The sequence below is a fragment of the Pseudomonas sp. TE24901 genome (assembly GCF_054058375.1).
In genome coordinates, this window is sequence record NZ_JBSSAF010000013.1 from 26,145 (window position 1) to 42,588 (window position 16,444).

Genomic DNA, 16,444 nt, shown 5'->3' on the forward strand with positions numbered 1-16,444 from the left:
AGCAATCCTCTCTTATTAGACGCGTTCAATCGCCAGCGCCAGGCCTTGGCCGACGCCCACACACATGGTTGCCAGGCCTTTGCTGCCGCCGGTTTTTTCCAGCTGATGCAGGGCTGTCAGTACCAACCGCGCGCCGCTCATGCCCAGCGGGTGACCGAGGGCAATGGCACCGCCATTCGGGTTGACCTGCGGCGCGTCGTCGGCAATGCCCAGCTCGCGCAACACCGCCAGGCCTTGGCTGGCGAAGGCTTCGTTGAGTTCGATCACGTCAAAATCGGTGACCGCCAAACCCAGGCGCTCCACCAGCTTGCGCACCGCAGGCACCGGGCCGATGCCCATTACCCGTGGCGCCACGCCAGCGCTGGCCATGCCCAGTACCCGGGCGCGCGCGGTCAGGCCATGTTTCTTGACGGCTTCGGCGGAGGCCAGAATCAGCGCCGCCGCGCCGTCGTTCACTCCCGAGGCATTACCGGCGGTCACGGTTTTGTCCGGGCCGTTGACGGGCTTGAGTTTGGCCAGGGCTTCCAGGGTGGTGTCGGCGCGGGGGTGCTCATCGTGCTCCACCACGGTCTCGCCTTTTTTATGGGCGATGCGTACCGGTACGATTTCCTCGGCGAAGAAACCGGCAGCCTGGGCGGCAGCGGTGCGTTGCTGGCTGCGCAAGGCAAACGCGTCCTGGTCGGCACGGGACACGCTGTAGTCATCGGCAACGTTATCGGCGGTCTGCGGCATCGCATCCACACCGTATTGGGCCTTCATCAGCGGGTTGATAAAACGCCAGCCGATGGTGGTGTCTTCCAGCTTCATATTGCGCGAGAACGCCGCGTCGGCCTTGCCCATCACGAACGGGGCGCGGGACATCGACTCGACGCCACCGGCAATCGCCAGTTCCATTTCGCCGCTGGCAATGGCGCGGAAAGCGGTGCCAATGGCGTCCATCCCCGAGGCGCACAAACGGTTGAGCGTCACGCCGGGAATGCTCTCCGGCAAGCCCGCCAGCAACAGCGCCATGCGCGCCACGTTGCGGTTGTCTTCGCCGGCCTGGTTGGCGCAGCCGAGGAATACTTCATCGACCGCGCTCCAGTCCACCGACGGATTGCGCTCGATCAGTGCCTTGATCGGCAGCGCCGCCAGGTCATCGGCGCGCACGGTGGACAGGCCACCGCCAAAACGGCCGATGGGGGTACGAATGGCATCACAGATAAATACGTCGCGCATCAGGCTTCTCCCGGCGCTTGGCCATGGGCGGCGGCGGTGCGGGCTTCGAGGTCACGCAAGGCCGTCAATTCGATTTCGGTGGGTTCGTCGGTAGTGCTCACTTGCGGGGCAAACCGGATCGGCCAGCCCGTAGCGGCAACCACTTGCTCGCGGGTCACGCCAGGGTGCAAGGCGGTGACGACAAATTCATGGGTGCCGGCTTCGGGTTCCATGATGCACAGGTCGGTAATGATTCCCACGGGCCCAGCGCCCGGCAGGCCCAGGCGCTTGCGCGAATCGCCGCCCTCGCCGTGGCCCACGGAGGTGATGAAGTCCAGCTTGTCGACAAACGAACGGGCCGACTGCTTGAGGATGATCAACACGCTCTTGGCCGAACCGGCGATCTCCGGCGCGCCACCGGCACCCGGCAGGCGCACTTTGGGCTGGTGATAGTCACCGACCACAGTGGTGTTGATATTGCCGAAGCGGTCGACCTGGGCCGCGCCGAGGAAGCCCACGTCAATGCGCCCGCCTTGCAGCCAGTAGCGGAAGATCTCGCCGGTCGGCACCACGGTGTCGGCGGTTTCTGCCAGTTCGCCGTCACCGATGGACAGCGGCAGTACCGAAGGTTTGGCGCCAATCGGGCCGGACTCGTAGATCAGCACCACGTCCGGCGACGAAGTCAGGCGCGCCAGGTTGGCCGCCTTCGACGGCAGGCCAATGCCGACAAAGCAGACAGAGCCATTCTTGAGGCGGCGCGCGGCGGCGACGGTCATCATTTCATTGGTGGAGTAAGCCATTACTTGGCCTCCTGCGCGGTGGCCAGCTTGGCCTGGAATTCGGTGAAGTCGGCAGTGCCGTGGATGTATTCGTCGATCCAGGCGGTAAAGGTCCCACGGTCGCGGGCAATCGGATCCCACGCCTGGTAGAAGCGGTTATCACGCTCGTTGTAGCCATGGGCGTAGGACGGATGCGCGCCACCGGGTACATGGCACACCGCTGTCAGGGCCCAGGTCGGCAGCACGCAGCTGTTCATGGGGGCGTTGAGGTCATCGACGATTTCCTCGACGGTGACGATGCAACGCTTGGCCGCCAGGGCCGCTTCTTTCTGCACACCCAGGATGCCCCAGAGCAGCACGTTGCCCTTGCGGTCGGCCTTTTGCGCATGGATCACGGTGACATCCGGACGGACCGACGGCACCGCCGCCAGCACTTCGCCGGTGAAGGGGCAGGTCACGGTCTTGATCAGCGGGTTGACCTTGGGCAGGTCGGAACCGGCGTAGGCACGCAGCACCGCGAAGGGCAGGCCGGATGCCCCGGCGACGTAGGCGTTGGCCAGGTCGGCATGGCTGTGTTCTTCGATTTCCAGTGGCTGCGGCCATTGTTTCTCGACTGCGTCACGCAGGCGGTGCAAGGAGCCCACACCTGGGTTACCGCCCCAGGAGAAAATCAGCTTTTTTGCGCAACCGGCACCGATCAGTTGGTCGTAGATCAAGTCAGGCGTCATACGTACCAGTGTCAGGTCTTTCTTGCCCTGACGAATGATTTCATGACCCGCTGCCGTAGGGATCAGGTGGGTGAAGCCTTCCAGTGCGACGGTATCGCCGTCGTTCACGAATCGCTTCACCGCGTCGCGCAGCGCAAGAATTTCAGCCATGGGGTTCGGGCTCCCGGTGTGGATCGAAAAAGGCGCTGAGGTGGCGCCGGAGTGCTTGAAGATTAAGCCGGGGAAATGGCCCAAACAATCCGATAATCGACGCAGTGTTCGATTATCGAACGGATTGTTGTATTGCTAACCTTTTGTGCTGACTTGGTCAATGTGGGAGCGGGCTTGCTCGCGAATGCGCAATGTCAGTCGCCATATGTGTTGGCTGATACACAGCTTTCGCGAGCAAGCCCGCTCCCACTTTTTTTACCGCGTCAGGCCTCAGGTAGCGTCGGCGTGGCTGACCATACCCTTGATCACGACGGCGGTGGTGGCCAGTGCGGCGGGGATGACGAGCGCGGTGAGCACCTGCTCGAAGTTCCAGCCCAGGCCCAGCAAAGTGGCGCCCATCCAGGCACCGAGAATGGCGCCAAAGCGACCAATGCCGAGCATCCACGACACACCGGTGGCCCGCCCCTGGGTCGGGTAGAAACGTGCTGCCAGTGACGGCATCGCCGATTGCGCGCCGTTCACACACATCCCCGCGATCAACACCAGGGTCGCCAGCAGCGTGATGTTGCCCAGGCTCTGCCCTACTGCGTAGGCAAACAGCCCCGCCAGCAAGTAGAAAGTGCCAATGACCTTGTGGGGGTTGAACCGGTCCATCGCCCAGCCCACGCCCACGGCGCTGAGGACCCCGCCAAACTGGAACAGCGCGCCGATGAAGGCGGCCTGCTCCAGGCTGGCGCCGCTGTCGCGCATCAGGGTCGGCAGCCAACTGGTCAGCAGGTAAACAATCACCAGCCCCATGAAGTAGGTAAGCCACAACAACAAGGTGCCGGCGCTGTAGGTGCCGGAAAAAATCACCGCGAAGACGTTGCGTGCCTTCACGCTCTTCTGTTCGGGGACACTGAAGCGGGTGGCCTGCGCAACCACATTGGGCTCGATGGGCGACAGGGTCTTGCGCACCTTGTCAGTGCCACGGTTGCGCACCACCAGGTAGCGCGCCGACTCCGGCAGCCACAGCATCAGGACCACCACCAGGATCAACGGCAAGATGCCGCCGATCATCAACAACGCGTGCCAGCCGAACGCCGGGATCAGCTTGGCCGAGATAAACCCGCCACCGGCCATGCCCAGGTTGAAGCCGCAGAACATGCTGGTCACCAACAGCGACTTGTGGCGTTCAGGCGTGTATTCGGAGAGCAGCGTGGTGGCGTTCGGCATGCCAGCCCCCAGGCCCAGCCCGGTGAGGAAGCGCAGCACCAGCAACTGGTCAACGTTGCTGCTGTAGGCCGAGGCCAGGCTGAACGCACCGAATACCAACACCGCGCCCACCAATACTACTTTGCGCCCGAAGCGATCGGCCAACGGGCCGGAGCCCAGTGCGCCGAACACCATGCCGATCAGCGCAGCGCTCATCACCGGGCCAAGGCTGGCGCGGTCGATGCCCCAGTCCTGGGACAGGGCGGGCGCGATAAAACCCATGGCGGCGGTGTCGAGGCCGTCGAGGAAGACGATCAGGAAACACAGGATGACCACGCGCCACTGATAGCGCGACAGCGGCTGGGCGTTGATAAAGGACTGTACGTCCAGGTTGGTACCGACAGAAGGCTGATTCATTATTCTTATTTCCACACCGATGGGCGGGCTAACGACCTGGGGTCGTCATTATTATTGGGCGGCGCACAGAGCGCTGCCGCACCTTAATAAGCCTGGGGAAACACCGTCAATTCATCGAACCGGGATCTGTGCGGTCACCGCACACTTAGGCAAATAACTGCGCACTCAGCTCACGGCTGGCACTGAGCATGCTCGGCAAAAAGCGCTGTTCCAGCTCGCTGCGGCTGACCCGTGCGGCGTGGGTACTGACGTTCAGCGCGGCCAGCACCTGGCCGGATGCGTCATACACCGGCACGGCGATGGAGCGCAGACCCTGCTCCAACTCCTGGTCGACAATGCACCAGCCCTGCTGACGCACCTGTTGCAGGCATTCGAGCAAGGCGTCAGGCGTGGTGAGAGTGCGGCTGGTCTTGGTTTGCAGGTCGGCGTGGTCAAGGTAGTCACGCAGCGACGCGTCATCCAGCGCCGCCAGCAGGATGCGGCCCATGGACGTGCAATACGCCGGCAGCCGCCCGCCCACCGACAGGTCCACGGAAATCAGGCGCTGGGTCGTCGCCGAACGGGCGATGTAGAGGATGTCATCGCCTTCCAGGGTCGCCATGTTGCAGGCTTCGTGGAGCTGCTCGCTCATGCGGTCCAGGTAGGGTTGGGCCGACACCGCCAGTGGCGTGGAAGATAAATAGGCATGGCCCAGGGTCAGCACCTTGGGCAACAGTGAGTAGGTACGCCCGTCGGTGGTGGCGTAACCGAGCTTGATCAAGGTGTGCAGGCAACGGCGCACGGCGGCGCGCGGGATTTCCGTGCGATGGCTGATCTGGGCAATGGTCAGGTGGCGCTTGCGCTCCTGGAAGGCCTGCACCACCGCCAGGCCACGGGCCAGGGACGTCATGAAATCCGGATCACCGGTGAACGCCTGGATGCGCTTGGCCGGCGAGGCCACGATCGGCGGCGCCACTGACGCGAAGGAGTTGCGCAATTGATCGTTCATTTCAAGGGTCCTTTCTCTTGTTTTCAACCGCAGGGAGGGTTGGCCGCTATTACAAGCCGCGCCGCTTGGGATGCACAAGGCGGGGCCGGCAACATTGGGCGATTATCGGACGATCATTCGATTATCGCAATTTGGCCGCCCCGCGCCGGCGACGGGCAGATTGAACAAGTTCGGGCGTTACCCAATAACGCGATAAAAAGAGCGCATACCGGGGCAGTTAGAACACGTGCGGAATTTATGGCGTCAGAATTGTGCAACTACTGGCGCAGGCATGTAACAAAAAGCTCACACAACGCTGGCACCTTTTAACTGGATGGAGATAGTGTTATTCAAACACGCCGCTATAATGCAACCTGTGCGGAGGTCGGCCCGGTGTCATTATCGGGATCGGAGCTCGCCGGACGATGCAGGCTATGTGCATCACCGACCACAAGTATCGGATTAAACGAAATCACGTTCGGCAGCCCTTTCAAACTTGAACCGCTCAATCGTTCAACTTGAAACACCCCGAGGGCGACTTTCAGGCAAGACGCTGCACGGTAATTAAACTCAACTCAATTAGGTAACACTGTGACGAAAGATGAACTGCGCGCGGAACTTGAGCGCCAGGAGCAACGTTACAAGGACGTTTACGGCGGGGAAGTCACCACCTACGCCGCCCAGCCTGAACCTGAGCGCAAGCCATGGCGCAAACGAGCCAGCCTGTTGGATCAGGCATTTGCCCAGGAAATCCAAAAGATTGAACAGGAGCTCAAAGCCGAAGAGCCATAAGCCCTTCGATTCGAGCCTCCAGGGTTTGCTGTCTCTGCCGGTCCACCGCCGGCGGAGGGCACCTGGCTTACACGTGATTATTCAATTTTCTGCTGCCTGCAGCGAAATTTCATACAAATGTTTCACGCAAGGCATTTGCCTGACAAAAACCCGCCTTTTCAGCCCCGCACGTTAGAAATCAAAGACTTGCCAAAGCCCCGAAAACCCTGGGATGCGCCCCTTTTCTACGCGTTTTTGGGTCGAGAAATGTTACCGATGAGCAGCTAATGCATCGATTACTGAGGTTTTCTGGCATAATCGCGCCCCCTTACGACCGGGTCAGAAAACCTTCATGATCGATTTATTCAGCGGACTGGATGCTTGGGTTCTAGTGAGCCTGTTGCTCGCCCTGGCCTTTGTCCTCGCCTTCGAGTTCATCAATGGCTTTCATGACACCGCTAACGCGGTGGCCACAGTCATCTATACCAAAGCCATGCCGCCGCACCTGGCCGTGTTCTTCTCCGGGGTGTTCAACTTCCTCGGCGTGTTGCTCGGCGGTGTGGGCGTCGCCTACGCCATCGTGCACCTGCTGCCGGTGGAGTTGCTGATCAATGTGAACACCGGCCACGGTTTGGCCATGGTCTTCTCATTATTGGCAGCCGCGATCACCTGGAACCTGGGCACCTGGTACTTCGGGATCCCGGCATCCAGCTCCCACACCTTGATCGGCTCGATCCTCGGTGTCGGCCTGGCCAATGCCCTGATCAACGACATTCCCCTGGCGGACGGTGTGAACTGGCAGAAAGCGATCGACATCGGCGCTTCCCTGGTGTTCTCGCCGATGGCCGGTTTCCTGGTCGCAGCCCTGGTGCTGATCGGCCTGAAATGGTGGCGCCCGCTGTCGAAGATGCACAAGACCCCGGACCAGCGCCGCAAGCTTGACGACAAGAAACACCCGCCGTTCTGGAACCGCCTGGTGCTGGTGATTTCCGCCATGGCCGTGAGTTTCGTACATGGCTCCAACGATGGCCAGAAAGGCATCGGCCTGATCATGCTGGTGCTCATCGGTATCGTGCCGGCGCAGTTCGTGCTCGACCTGGGCAGCACCACCTACCAGATCGAACGCACCCGTGACGCCACCGTGCACCTGAGCCAATTCTACCAGCGCAACAACGCCACCCTCGGCGAGTTCCTGGCCCTGGGCAAAAGCGTGAAGAACGACCTGCCGGGCAAGTTCCAGTGCAACCCGCAGCAGACCGAGCCGACCATCAGCGCGCTGATGGAGACCCTCAAAGGTGTGTCCGACTACCACTCGCTGACCGCCGAGCACCGCATTGAAGTGCGTCGCTACCTGCTCTGCCTGGACGACACCGCGAAGAAAGTCGGCAAGCTGCCGGGCCTGGATGCGCGTGAGAAGTCCGATCTGGACAAGCTGCGCAAAGACCTGACCGCCACCACCGAGTACGCGCCGTTCTGGGTGATCCTGGCCGTTGCACTGGCCCTGGGCCTGGGCACCATGGTCGGCTGGAAGCGCGTGGTACTGACCATCGGTGAGAAGATCGGCAAGCAAGGCATGACCTACGCCCAAGGCATGTCGGCACAGATCACCACCGCCAGCATGATCGGCCTGGCCAACATCTTCAGCCTGCCGGTGTCGACCACCCACGTGCTGTCGTCCGGTGTGGCCGGCACCATGGTTGCCAACAAGAGCGGCCTGCAAGGCGGCACCGTCAAGACCATCCTGATGGCCTGGGTGTTGACCCTGCCCGCCACCGTTGGCCTGTCGGCCGGTTTGTTCTGGCTGGCGTCGAAGGCGCTGGGCAGCTGATAGTGTCCCGGCCATGAAAAAAGGTGCGATCCGCGAGGTTCGCACCTTTTTTATTTCACGACTTTTGACCCGTCGCGGTCCAACTGTGGGAGCCGGGCTTGCCCGGCTCCCACAGTTGATCTTCGATTGTTAAAAAGCAGCCAAAAAAAAGGGCGACCGAAGTCGCCCAAAATGCCTTGCGTGCTCATGTAACCTGGAAAGAACTAAGGTTTTTTCCGCTTATTCGCGTCTTTCCAGATAAAAATTCCAAACCCTACAAAAAACATCACCATGAGGCTTACTGTCAGCACTCCGGCGAATACCACATTATCGATAAACATGACCGGCCTCCCGTGCTTGCCCTGTTGCGATAGGGCTAAGTTAATGGAGAAGGCACATTGGAAAATTGACGGGGATCAATGTCGCCCGCAACGGGGCGTAAAGAAGGGCAATAACTGACCTGCATCAATAGATGCAGGGTGTTTCAACGCTTTTTCGGTTTATTCTTTGGCTTTTTCTTAACTTTGCCGAGCGGCATCGCCTGTTCAAACGCCTGGCGCACTTCATTCAGGCGCTTGTCGTTCAGGTCATGAACCCGTTTGGCTCGTTCGGCATTCAGGTCGATCAGCTTGTCGTCATCACTCATGGCTTGGCTTACGTCGTGGCGGGAATGGCTCAATAATGCGGCCTCCTCTTCTCGACGGCAAATCAGCGGGCGACAAAAGGCGGGCCATCGCACAAAATCGGCTCATCTCCCCGGCTCAAGAGGCGCATTCTGGTGGCACTGCACAAGGACCTTCCCCCGCTGCTGGCCCTGCGCGCCTTTGAAGCCGTGGCGCGGCACTTGAGCTTTATCAAGGCGGCGAACGAGTTGTCAGTGACCCAAAGTGCCCTGAGCCATCAGGTGCAAAAACTGGAACAGCACTTGGGCAAAGCGCTGTTTATCCGACGCACCCGTGCGATCGACCTGACCACCGACGGCCAACACTACTACGACGAAATCCGCCCTGCCCTCGATGCCATCGCCGCCGCCACCCGCGCCCAGAAAACAGCCCCCAGCAGCACCGTGCTACGCGTCGGTTTGCTGGCCTCCTTTGCCACGCTGTGGCTGGCACCGCGCCTGGCGGGTTTTCTCAATCGCTACCCGCACATCCAGGTGGAACTGCTGCCGGCGATTCAACTGGCAGACGTCGCGGCCGCCGAGGTCGACCTGGCGATCCGCTACGGCAAGGGCGACTGGCCCGACGTGCAGGCCACACGACTGATGCCCGAAGTGATCTCCCCGGTGTGCAGCCCGGCGTTCAAGGCCAGCCACCTGCAAAACGGGCCGCTGCTGATGGCCACCTCCCATCGCCCGTTTGAATGGACGGATTGGTCCGCCCATTATCAGGTCGACCTGGAGCGCCACCCCCGCGTCATGCTGCATGACTACAACATCGTGGTCGAAGCCGCCGTGGCCGGACAAGGCATCGCCATGGGCCGCCATCGCTTGATCGAGCGCAGGCTCCAGGACGGCAGCCTGGTAGAAGCCTTCGACTGGCCGCCCTACCACAGTGAAATCGGCTACTGGCTGATCGCCCCGCAAGGCCCATCCAGCGAAGCGGCGGCCTGCTTCAGCGCGTGGTTGAAAGAAGCCTGCAACGACGCGTGAGTTATTTCGATACGTCGGGTGAGATCTATCCGTTTGTCGCCCATCGATGCAGCCAACATGCTGGAACCTCTCAACCCAGGAGGATTCACCATGAGCAACTCCATCCGCGAACGCGTGCAAGCCCTCGGCCTGACCCTGCCCACGCCCGGCCAGCCGATCGCCAACTACATCAACTATGTGGTTAGCGGGAACCAACTGTTCGTTTCCGGGCAAATCCCGCTGGTGGACGGCAACCCTGCCTACGTCGGCCGCCTGGGCGAATCCCTCAGCGATGAAGAAGGCGCCCAGGCCGCAGAGTTGGCCGCATTGGGCCTGCTGGGGCAATTGAGCCACGCCTTGGGCGATGACTTGTCGCGTCTGGTGCGCACCGTGCGCTTGGGCGTCTTCATCGCCAGCAGCGGCGCCTTCCAGCGTCAGAGCGTGGTCGCCAATGGCGCTTCGAACCTGGTGGTCAACGCCCTGGGCGACAAGGGCCGCCATGTGCGGACCGCCGTGGGGGTGTCCAGCCTGCCGGCCGGGGTTGCGGTGGAGGTGGACGGGATTTTCGAGTTACTGCCGTGAGCCCGCTGGAAGTCCAGCACCTGCGCGACGACACGCCCGGCTGCCAATCCGGCATCGTGCACTTCAACCACGCCGGTGCGTCCCTGCCGAGCCAGGCGACCCTCGATGCCATCATCGACCAACTTCAACGTGAAGCCCGTGATGGCCCGATGGAAGCCGGCGAACATGGCGCCGTACTGGTGGAAAAAGCCCGTCGCGCAGCCGGGCAATTGCTCAACGCGCCGGCGTCCTCGATTGCCTTCACCAGCAGCGGCTCGACCGCCTGGAGCATGGCGTTCCAGGCCTTGGGCCCGTGGCAACCGGGTGATCGCATTCTGGTGGGCCGCCATGAATGGGGCGGCAACCTGGCGAGCATGCAGGTGGCATTGCAAGCCGGCGCACAGGTGGAAGTGATCCCCTGCGATGAGACTGGCGCGGTGTGCCCACAGGCGCTGGACGCCATGATCGACGCGCGCGTAAAGCTGATCGACCTGACCTGGCTGCCGGCCAACGGCGGCCTGATCAACCCGGCCCAGGCCATCGGTGAAGTGGCCCGGCGCCACGGCATCGCCTACTTCATCGACGCCGGCCAGGCCGTCGGCCAGTTGCCGGTGGATGTACAGGCCTTGCACTGCGATGTGCTCAAGTCGGCCGGTCGCAAACACCTGCGCGGGCCACGGGGCACGGCGCTGTTGTATGTGCGGCCGGATTTTCTCCCGCGCTTGAACCCGGCCCAGCGCGATGTGCTCTCCGCGCCTTGGACCGAGGAAGGTTTCGACCTGCGCGACGACGCCCGACGCTTTGAAACCAGCGAAGCCTCCTACGCCCTGTTGGCCGGATTGGGCAATGCGTTACAGGAAGCCAATCGACTGGGGGTGGAACGGACGTGGGAAAGGGTTCTGCACATCAGTGGGCACATTCGCGAAGCGTTGCGCGAGATGCCAGGGATTTCCCTGCATGACCTGGGCACGCGCCATTCAGGGCTGATCGCCTTCAACCTGGACGGCTGGGATGCCTTTGAACTCAAGCGACGGCTGGGGCTCAAGCGCATCAACATTGGCGCCAACGGTGTGGCCTACACCCCGCTGGACATGCAGGCGCGGGGCCTTGCCAGCATTGCGCGAATTTCCGTCAGCCCGCTCAACACCGAACACGACGTTGAATTGTTGATGGCGGCGCTGCGGGAGCTGCGCGATTAAATCTCGATGTCCACCCACAGGCCCTGGCGCGGCGCATCTTCAATCAGCGGCACCACCGGCACGGTGTTGTCGGCGTTAAGCACATCGCCGGGGATTGCCAGGTGCGCCTCGGGGTCTTCGTCGGCTTCACGCCGGCGCTTCTGCTGCTCCTGCTGGCGGCGTTGTTCTTCGCGCAGCAGAAAGGTCGACTGCTCGGCATCGCCCTTTTTCAGGTCGATCGTGCTTTCGTTGGAGCCCGCCTGGACTGGCACCACGGGCGGGATATCCGGCTTCTGGCGCACCGGATCGAGTTGTGACGTGACCGGCACAACGCTGACGGGCAGCATGGGTGGCAGCATAAGGTTTGTTCTCCTGATCAACAGGCTGTCGGCGGGTTGCAGGGCGACTTGAGCATAGGCTCGCCAAGCTGTGACTCAGTCGACACTTGCAAGTGCCCGCCACCCGTCGATTCGACTCCCGGTTGCCCATTCAAACGGAGTAGTTTTTGCCAGAGTCCTTTGGATGAGGGCCTTGTTCCGTTAAGATAGTCGGCTTTTTCACGGCGGGAGTCAGGCAGCATGGCGCAGCAGTATCAACCGGGGCAACGCTGGATTAGTGACAGCGAAGCAGAGCTGGGGTTAGGCACCGTTCTGGCACAGGACGGCCGCTTGTTGACCGTGCTCTATCCGGCCACTGGCGACACGCGCCAGTACGCGCTACGGAATGCGCCCCTCACCCGCGTGCGGTTCTCGCCGGGTGACACCATTACCCATTTCGAAGGCTGGAAAATGACCGTCCAGGAAGTCGACGACGTCGACGGCCTGCTGGTGTACCACGGCCTCAATGGGCAGAACGAGCAGGTCACCCTGCCGGAAACCCAACTCTCCAACTTCATCCAGTTCCGCTTGGCCAGCGACCGCCTGTTCGCCGGGCAGATCGACCCGCTGGCCTGGTTCTCCCTGCGCTACCACACCCTGGAACACACCAGCCGCCAATTGCAGTCCTCGCTGTGGGGCCTGGGTGGCGTGCGTGCACAACCCATTGCTCACCAACTGCACATTGCCCGTGAAGTCGCCGACCGTATCGCGCCACGGGTATTGCTGGCTGACGAAGTAGGCCTGGGCAAGACCATCGAAGCCGGTCTGGTGATCCACCGCCAACTGCTGTCGGGCCGCGCCAACCGCGTGCTGATCCTGGTGCCGGAAAACCTGCAGCACCAGTGGCTGGTGGAAATGCGCCGCCGCTTCAACCTGCAAGTGGCCCTGTTCGACGAAGAACGCTTCATCGAAAGCGATGCCACCAACCCGTTCGAAGACACCCAGCTCGCCCTCGTGGCCCTGGAGTGGCTGGTGGACGACGAGAAAGCCCAGGATGCGCTGTTCGCCGCCGGCTGGGACCTGCTGGTGGTAGACGAAGCCCACCACCTGGTGTGGCATGAAGACAAGGTCAGCCCGGAATACGCGCTGGTCGAGCAACTGGCCGAAGTGATTCCCGGCGTCCTGTTGCTCACCGCCACCCCGGAACAACTGGGCCAGGACAGCCACTTTGCGCGCCTGCGCCTGCTGGACCCGAACCGTTTCCATGACCTGGCCGCCTTCCGCGCCGAGAGCGAGAACTATCGCCCGGTGGCCGAAGCCGTGCAGGAGCTGCTGGACAAGGGCCGCCTGTCGCCGGTTGCCCACAAGACCATCCAGGGTTTCCTCGGTGACGAAGGTGAAGCCCTGCTCACCGCCGTCAACGATGGCGACACCGAAGCCAGTGCACGCCTGGTGCGCGAGCTGCTCGACCGCCACGGCACCGGCCGCGTGCTGTTCCGCAACACCCGCGCCGCGGTGCAAGGCTTCCCGGAGCGCAAGCTGCACGCCTACCCGCTGCCGAACCCGGACGAATACCTGGAACTGCCGCTGGGCGAACACGCCGAGCTGTACCCAGAAGTCAGCTTCCAGTCCCAGCCGGACATCGAAGAAGAAAACCGCTGGTGGCGCTTCGACCCGCGTGTCGAGTGGCTGATCGACCAGCTGAAGATGCTCAAGCGCACCAAGGTCCTGGTGATCTGCGCCCACGCCGAAACCGCCATGGACCTGGAAGACGCCCTGCGCGTGCGCTCTGGCATCCCGGCCACGGTGTTCCACGAGGGCATGAACATCCTTGAGCGTGACCGCGCCGCCGCCTACTTCGCAGACGAAGAATTCGGCGCCCAAGTGCTGATCTGCTCCGAGATCGGCAGTGAAGGTCGCAACTTCCAGTTCTCCCACCACCTGGTGCTGTTCGACCTGCCGTCCCACCCGGACCTGCTGGAGCAACGCATCGGCCGTCTGGACCGGATCGGCCAGAAGCATGTGATCGAACTGCACGTACCGTACCTGGAAACCAGCCCGCAAGAGCGTCTGTTCCAGTGGTACAACGAGGCACTCAACGCCTTCCTCAACACCTGCCCGACCGGCAACGCCCTGCAGCATCAGTTCGGCCCGCGCCTGCTGCCGCTGCTGGAAAATGCCGACGATGGCGAGTGGCAAGCCCTGATCGACGAAGCCCGTGCCGAGCGCGAGCGCCTGGAAGAAGAGCTGCACACCGGCCGCGACCGCCTGCTGGAGCTCAACTCCGGTGGTGCTGGTGAAGGCGATGCGCTGGTGGAAGACATCCTTGAGCAGGACGACCAGTTCGCCCTGCCGATCTACATGGAAACCCTGTTCGACGCCTTTGGCATCGACAGCGAAGACCATTCGGAAAACGCGCTGATCCTCAAGCCGAGCGAAAAAATGCTCGACGCCAGCTTCCCCCTGGGCGACGACGAAGGTGTGACCATCACCTACGACCGCAACCAGGCGCTGTCGCGCGAAGACATGCAGTTCATCACCTGGGAACACCCAATGGTGCAGGGCGGCATGGACCTGGTGCTGTCCGGCTCCATGGGCAACACCGCCGTGGCGCTGATCAAGAACAAGGCGCTCAAGCCGGGCACCGTGTTGCTGGAACTGCTCTACGTCAGCGAAGTGGTTGCCCCACGTTCGCTGCAGTTGGGCCGCTACCTGCCACCGGCTGCGCTGCGTTGCCTGCTGGATACCAATGGCAACGACCTGTCGAGCCGTGTGTCCTTCGTGACCCTCAACGACCAGCTCGAAAGCGTGCCACGGGCCAGCGCCAACAAGTTCATCCAGGCCCAGCGCGATCAGCTGACGCCACGGATCAACGCCGGTGAGGACAAGGTCACCCCGCAACACGCCGAGCGCGTGGCCGAGGCCAAACGTCGCCTGGCCGCAGACACCGACGAAGAGCTGGCGCGCCTGACCGCGTTGCAAGCGGTCAACCCGACCGTGCGTGACAGTGAGCTGGTGGCGTTGCGTAATCAGCGTGAGCAAGGTTTGGCGATGCTGGATAAGGCGGCGTTGCGATTGGAAGCGATTCGAGTGCTGGTCGCGGGTTGATCACTGCACTGCCCTGCTAAAAACAAGGCCCGCGCAATGCGGGCCTTTTTTATTGGCCTTCAGGGCCTCATCGCAGGCAAGCCAGCTCCCACATTTTGAATCGCGAACACATTCAACTGTGGGAGCTGGCTTGCCTGCGATGGCGTCATCTCGGTCTCAAGCCGGAACCCCCTCAGCCGGCACCTCCACAGCCCCCAACCCTTCCTTCATCTTCTTGGCATCGCGTACAAAACTGCGCGACGCCTGGAACAGAAACAGCATGGTCAAGAACAGCGCCACCGGAATCAGGTACATGGCGTCATGCAACCCCACCGCTTTATAGGCCTCGGTCATCTGCTCCGCCCCCGCCGCATACATCGCCGAATGGGCAAAATGATCGGACAAGCCGCCGACGACAATCGGCCCCATGCCACCGCCCAACAGGTACAAGCCAGCAAAGAACAGCGCCATCGCCGTCGCCCGCAGGCGCGGTTCCACCACGTCCTGGATCGCCGTGTACACGCAGGTGTAGAAGTTATAAGCAAACAGCCAGCCCACACTGAACAACGCCACGAACACACCGATCTCGATGCGCCCGGCGTGCAACGCCCAGGCAGTGGTGACGGTGGAGATGATCAGGCTGAATGCGGCAAACAACAGTCGGCCATTGGCGACGCGCTGGTGGATCTTGTCGGCTATCCAACCGCCCAGGGTCAGGCCCACCAGGCCGGTGATGCCGACGATGACACCGGTGGCCACCGCCGCGTCCTGCAACGGCAGCAGGAAATAACGTTGCAGCATCGGCACCAGGAACGAGTTGCACGCATAGGTGGCGAAGTTGAAGCACAACCCGGCCAGCACCAGCCAGAGGAACGTCGGCACCGCGAGCACGCGGCGGATCGGGCGGTCGACGCGCTCTTGGGAAACTTGCACGGTTTCGGCCGCGCCACGCTTGGGCTCCTTGATGTAGAACATGAACACCGCGAGGATCAGCCCTGGTACCGCCGCGATAAAGAACGGCGCTCGCCAGCTGTCGAACGCCTTGACCATCGCGCCGATGGTGAAGAATGCCAGCAGCAGGCCCAGGGGCAGGCCGAGCATGAAAATTCCCATGGCCCGGGCGCGACGATGGGCCGGGAACAGATCGCCAATCAGCGAATTGGCGGCCGGCGCGTAGCTGGCCTCGCCAATGCCGATGCCCATGCGCACCAGCAGGAACGTCCAGAAACTGCCGACCATGCCATTGACCGCCGTCAGCCCGCTCCAGGCGAACAGGCCCCAGCCCATCAGCTTGCTGCGCGAGCCAGTGTCGGCCAGGCGCCCGAGGGGCAGGCCGGCAATGGCGTAGACGATGGTGAAAGCGGTGCCGATGATGCCGAGCTGGAAGTCGCTCAGGTGCCATTCCATGCGGATGGGTTCGATGATGATCGCCGGGATGGTGCGATCGAAGAAGTTGAACAGGTTGGCGAGGAACAGCAGGAACAGAATGCGCCAGGCATTCGCCGCTTGGGTCGAGTTCTGCATGGGTCCGTCTCTTTTATTGTTATGAGAGCTGCGATGCCCGATGCATCCTGCCCGGTACCTGCAACATAGTCAGGCGGGCTCCGGTTGTCTGTAATGATTCGTAAAGCTGATAGGGCATGATTTCACCCGGCAGCGCG

The 16,444-nt window shown here is 62.1% G+C and carries 15 protein-coding genes; 6 read left to right on the plus strand and 9 right to left on the minus strand.

Annotated elements, in window-relative coordinates:
- Nucleotides 1–15 precede the first annotated feature (15 nt).
- The 5 genes from pcaF to pcaR all read right to left on the minus strand — a co-directional run bounded on the left by pcaF (nucleotide 16) and on the right by pcaR (nucleotide 5,453).
- Nucleotides 16–1,221 (minus strand): 3-oxoadipyl-CoA thiolase, encoded by a 1,206-nt coding sequence (pcaF, locus tag ACVWVP_RS23695; protein ID WP_457408494.1) that lies wholly within the window; start codon nucleotides 1,219–1,221, stop codon nucleotides 16–18.
- Nucleotides 1,218–1,997, minus strand: coding sequence for a CoA-transferase subunit beta (locus ACVWVP_RS23700; protein ID WP_178925692.1), 780 nt, complete (start codon nucleotides 1,995–1,997; stop codon nucleotides 1,218–1,220). Before ACVWVP_RS23700 ends, pcaF begins: the two co-directional genes overlap by 4 nt.
- Nucleotides 1,997–2,854, minus strand: coding sequence for a CoA transferase subunit A (locus ACVWVP_RS23705; protein ID WP_178925693.1), 858 nt, complete (start codon nucleotides 2,852–2,854; stop codon nucleotides 1,997–1,999). Before ACVWVP_RS23705 ends, ACVWVP_RS23700 begins: the two co-directional genes overlap by 1 nt.
- A gap of 270 nt (nucleotides 2,855–3,124) precedes the next feature.
- Nucleotides 3,125–4,465 carry an MFS transporter gene (locus ACVWVP_RS23710; RefSeq protein WP_178925694.1) on the minus strand — a complete coding sequence of 447 codons (1,341 nt, stop codon included), beginning with the start codon at nucleotides 4,463–4,465 and terminating at the stop codon, nucleotides 3,125–3,127.
- Nucleotides 4,466–4,610: 145 nt separating this feature from the next.
- Nucleotides 4,611–5,453: a pca regulon transcriptional regulator PcaR gene (gene pcaR / locus ACVWVP_RS23715; RefSeq protein WP_176994765.1), complete on the minus strand. Its 843-nt coding sequence runs from the start codon at nucleotides 5,451–5,453 to the stop codon at nucleotides 4,611–4,613.
- 570 nt (nucleotides 5,454–6,023) lie between these two features.
- Between pcaR and ACVWVP_RS23720 the strand changes: the two genes are divergently transcribed.
- On the plus strand, nucleotides 6,024–6,224 hold the full coding sequence (locus tag ACVWVP_RS23720; protein ID WP_003172389.1) for a hypothetical protein: 201 nt from the start codon (nucleotides 6,024–6,026) through the stop codon (nucleotides 6,222–6,224).
- 331 nt (nucleotides 6,225–6,555) lie between these two features.
- A complete protein-coding gene (locus ACVWVP_RS23725) occupies nucleotides 6,556–8,031 on the plus strand; it encodes an inorganic phosphate transporter (RefSeq protein ID WP_176994764.1) in 1,476 nt (491 codons plus the stop codon).
- Between the two features lie 203 nt (nucleotides 8,032–8,234).
- Here ACVWVP_RS23725 and ccoM read toward each other — a convergent pair whose 3' ends face one another.
- On the minus strand, nucleotides 8,235–8,351 hold the full coding sequence (ccoM, locus tag ACVWVP_RS23730) for a cytochrome c oxidase subunit CcoM (protein ID WP_010212341.1): 117 nt from the start codon (nucleotides 8,349–8,351) through the stop codon (nucleotides 8,235–8,237).
- 143 nt (nucleotides 8,352–8,494) lie between these two features.
- A complete protein-coding gene (locus ACVWVP_RS23735; protein WP_017844811.1) occupies nucleotides 8,495–8,656 on the minus strand; it encodes a hypothetical protein in 162 nt (53 codons plus the stop codon).
- Between the two features lie 132 nt (nucleotides 8,657–8,788).
- Here ACVWVP_RS23735 and ACVWVP_RS23740 point away from each other — a divergent pair, with 132 nt between their 5' ends.
- The 3 genes from ACVWVP_RS23740 (at nucleotide 8,789) to ACVWVP_RS23750 (ending at nucleotide 11,400) form a co-directional block, all read left to right on the plus strand.
- Nucleotides 8,789–9,661 (plus strand): LysR substrate-binding domain-containing protein, encoded by an 873-nt coding sequence (locus ACVWVP_RS23740; protein ID WP_178925696.1) that lies wholly within the window; start codon nucleotides 8,789–8,791, stop codon nucleotides 9,659–9,661.
- 90 nt (nucleotides 9,662–9,751) lie between these two features.
- Nucleotides 9,752–10,222: a RidA family protein gene (locus ACVWVP_RS23745; protein ID WP_457408372.1), complete on the plus strand. Its 471-nt coding sequence runs from the start codon at nucleotides 9,752–9,754 to the stop codon at nucleotides 10,220–10,222.
- A complete protein-coding gene (locus ACVWVP_RS23750; protein ID WP_457408374.1) occupies nucleotides 10,219–11,400 on the plus strand; it encodes an aminotransferase class V-fold PLP-dependent enzyme in 1,182 nt (393 codons plus the stop codon). The genes ACVWVP_RS23745 and ACVWVP_RS23750 overlap by 4 nt, the downstream gene beginning before the upstream one ends.
- Here the strand turns inward: ACVWVP_RS23750 and ACVWVP_RS23755 are convergent.
- Nucleotides 11,397–11,738 (minus strand): aspartate-semialdehyde dehydrogenase, encoded by a 342-nt coding sequence (locus ACVWVP_RS23755; RefSeq protein ID WP_176994760.1) that lies wholly within the window; start codon nucleotides 11,736–11,738, stop codon nucleotides 11,397–11,399. The two genes, ACVWVP_RS23750 and ACVWVP_RS23755, sit on opposite strands and share 4 nt — an antisense overlap.
- Before the next feature lie 219 nt (nucleotides 11,739–11,957).
- Here ACVWVP_RS23755 and rapA point away from each other — a divergent pair, with 219 nt between their 5' ends.
- Nucleotides 11,958–14,804 carry an RNA polymerase-associated protein RapA gene (gene rapA, locus ACVWVP_RS23760; protein WP_457408375.1) on the plus strand — a complete coding sequence of 949 codons (2,847 nt, stop codon included), beginning with the start codon at nucleotides 11,958–11,960 and terminating at the stop codon, nucleotides 14,802–14,804.
- Between the two features lie 156 nt (nucleotides 14,805–14,960).
- Here the strand turns inward: rapA and ACVWVP_RS23765 are convergent, their stop codons facing one another.
- Entirely contained in the window at nucleotides 14,961–16,307 is a 1,347-nt protein-coding gene (locus ACVWVP_RS23765) for a spinster family MFS transporter (RefSeq protein ID WP_457408377.1), read from the minus strand.
- Nucleotides 16,308–16,444: the final 137 nt, after the last annotated feature.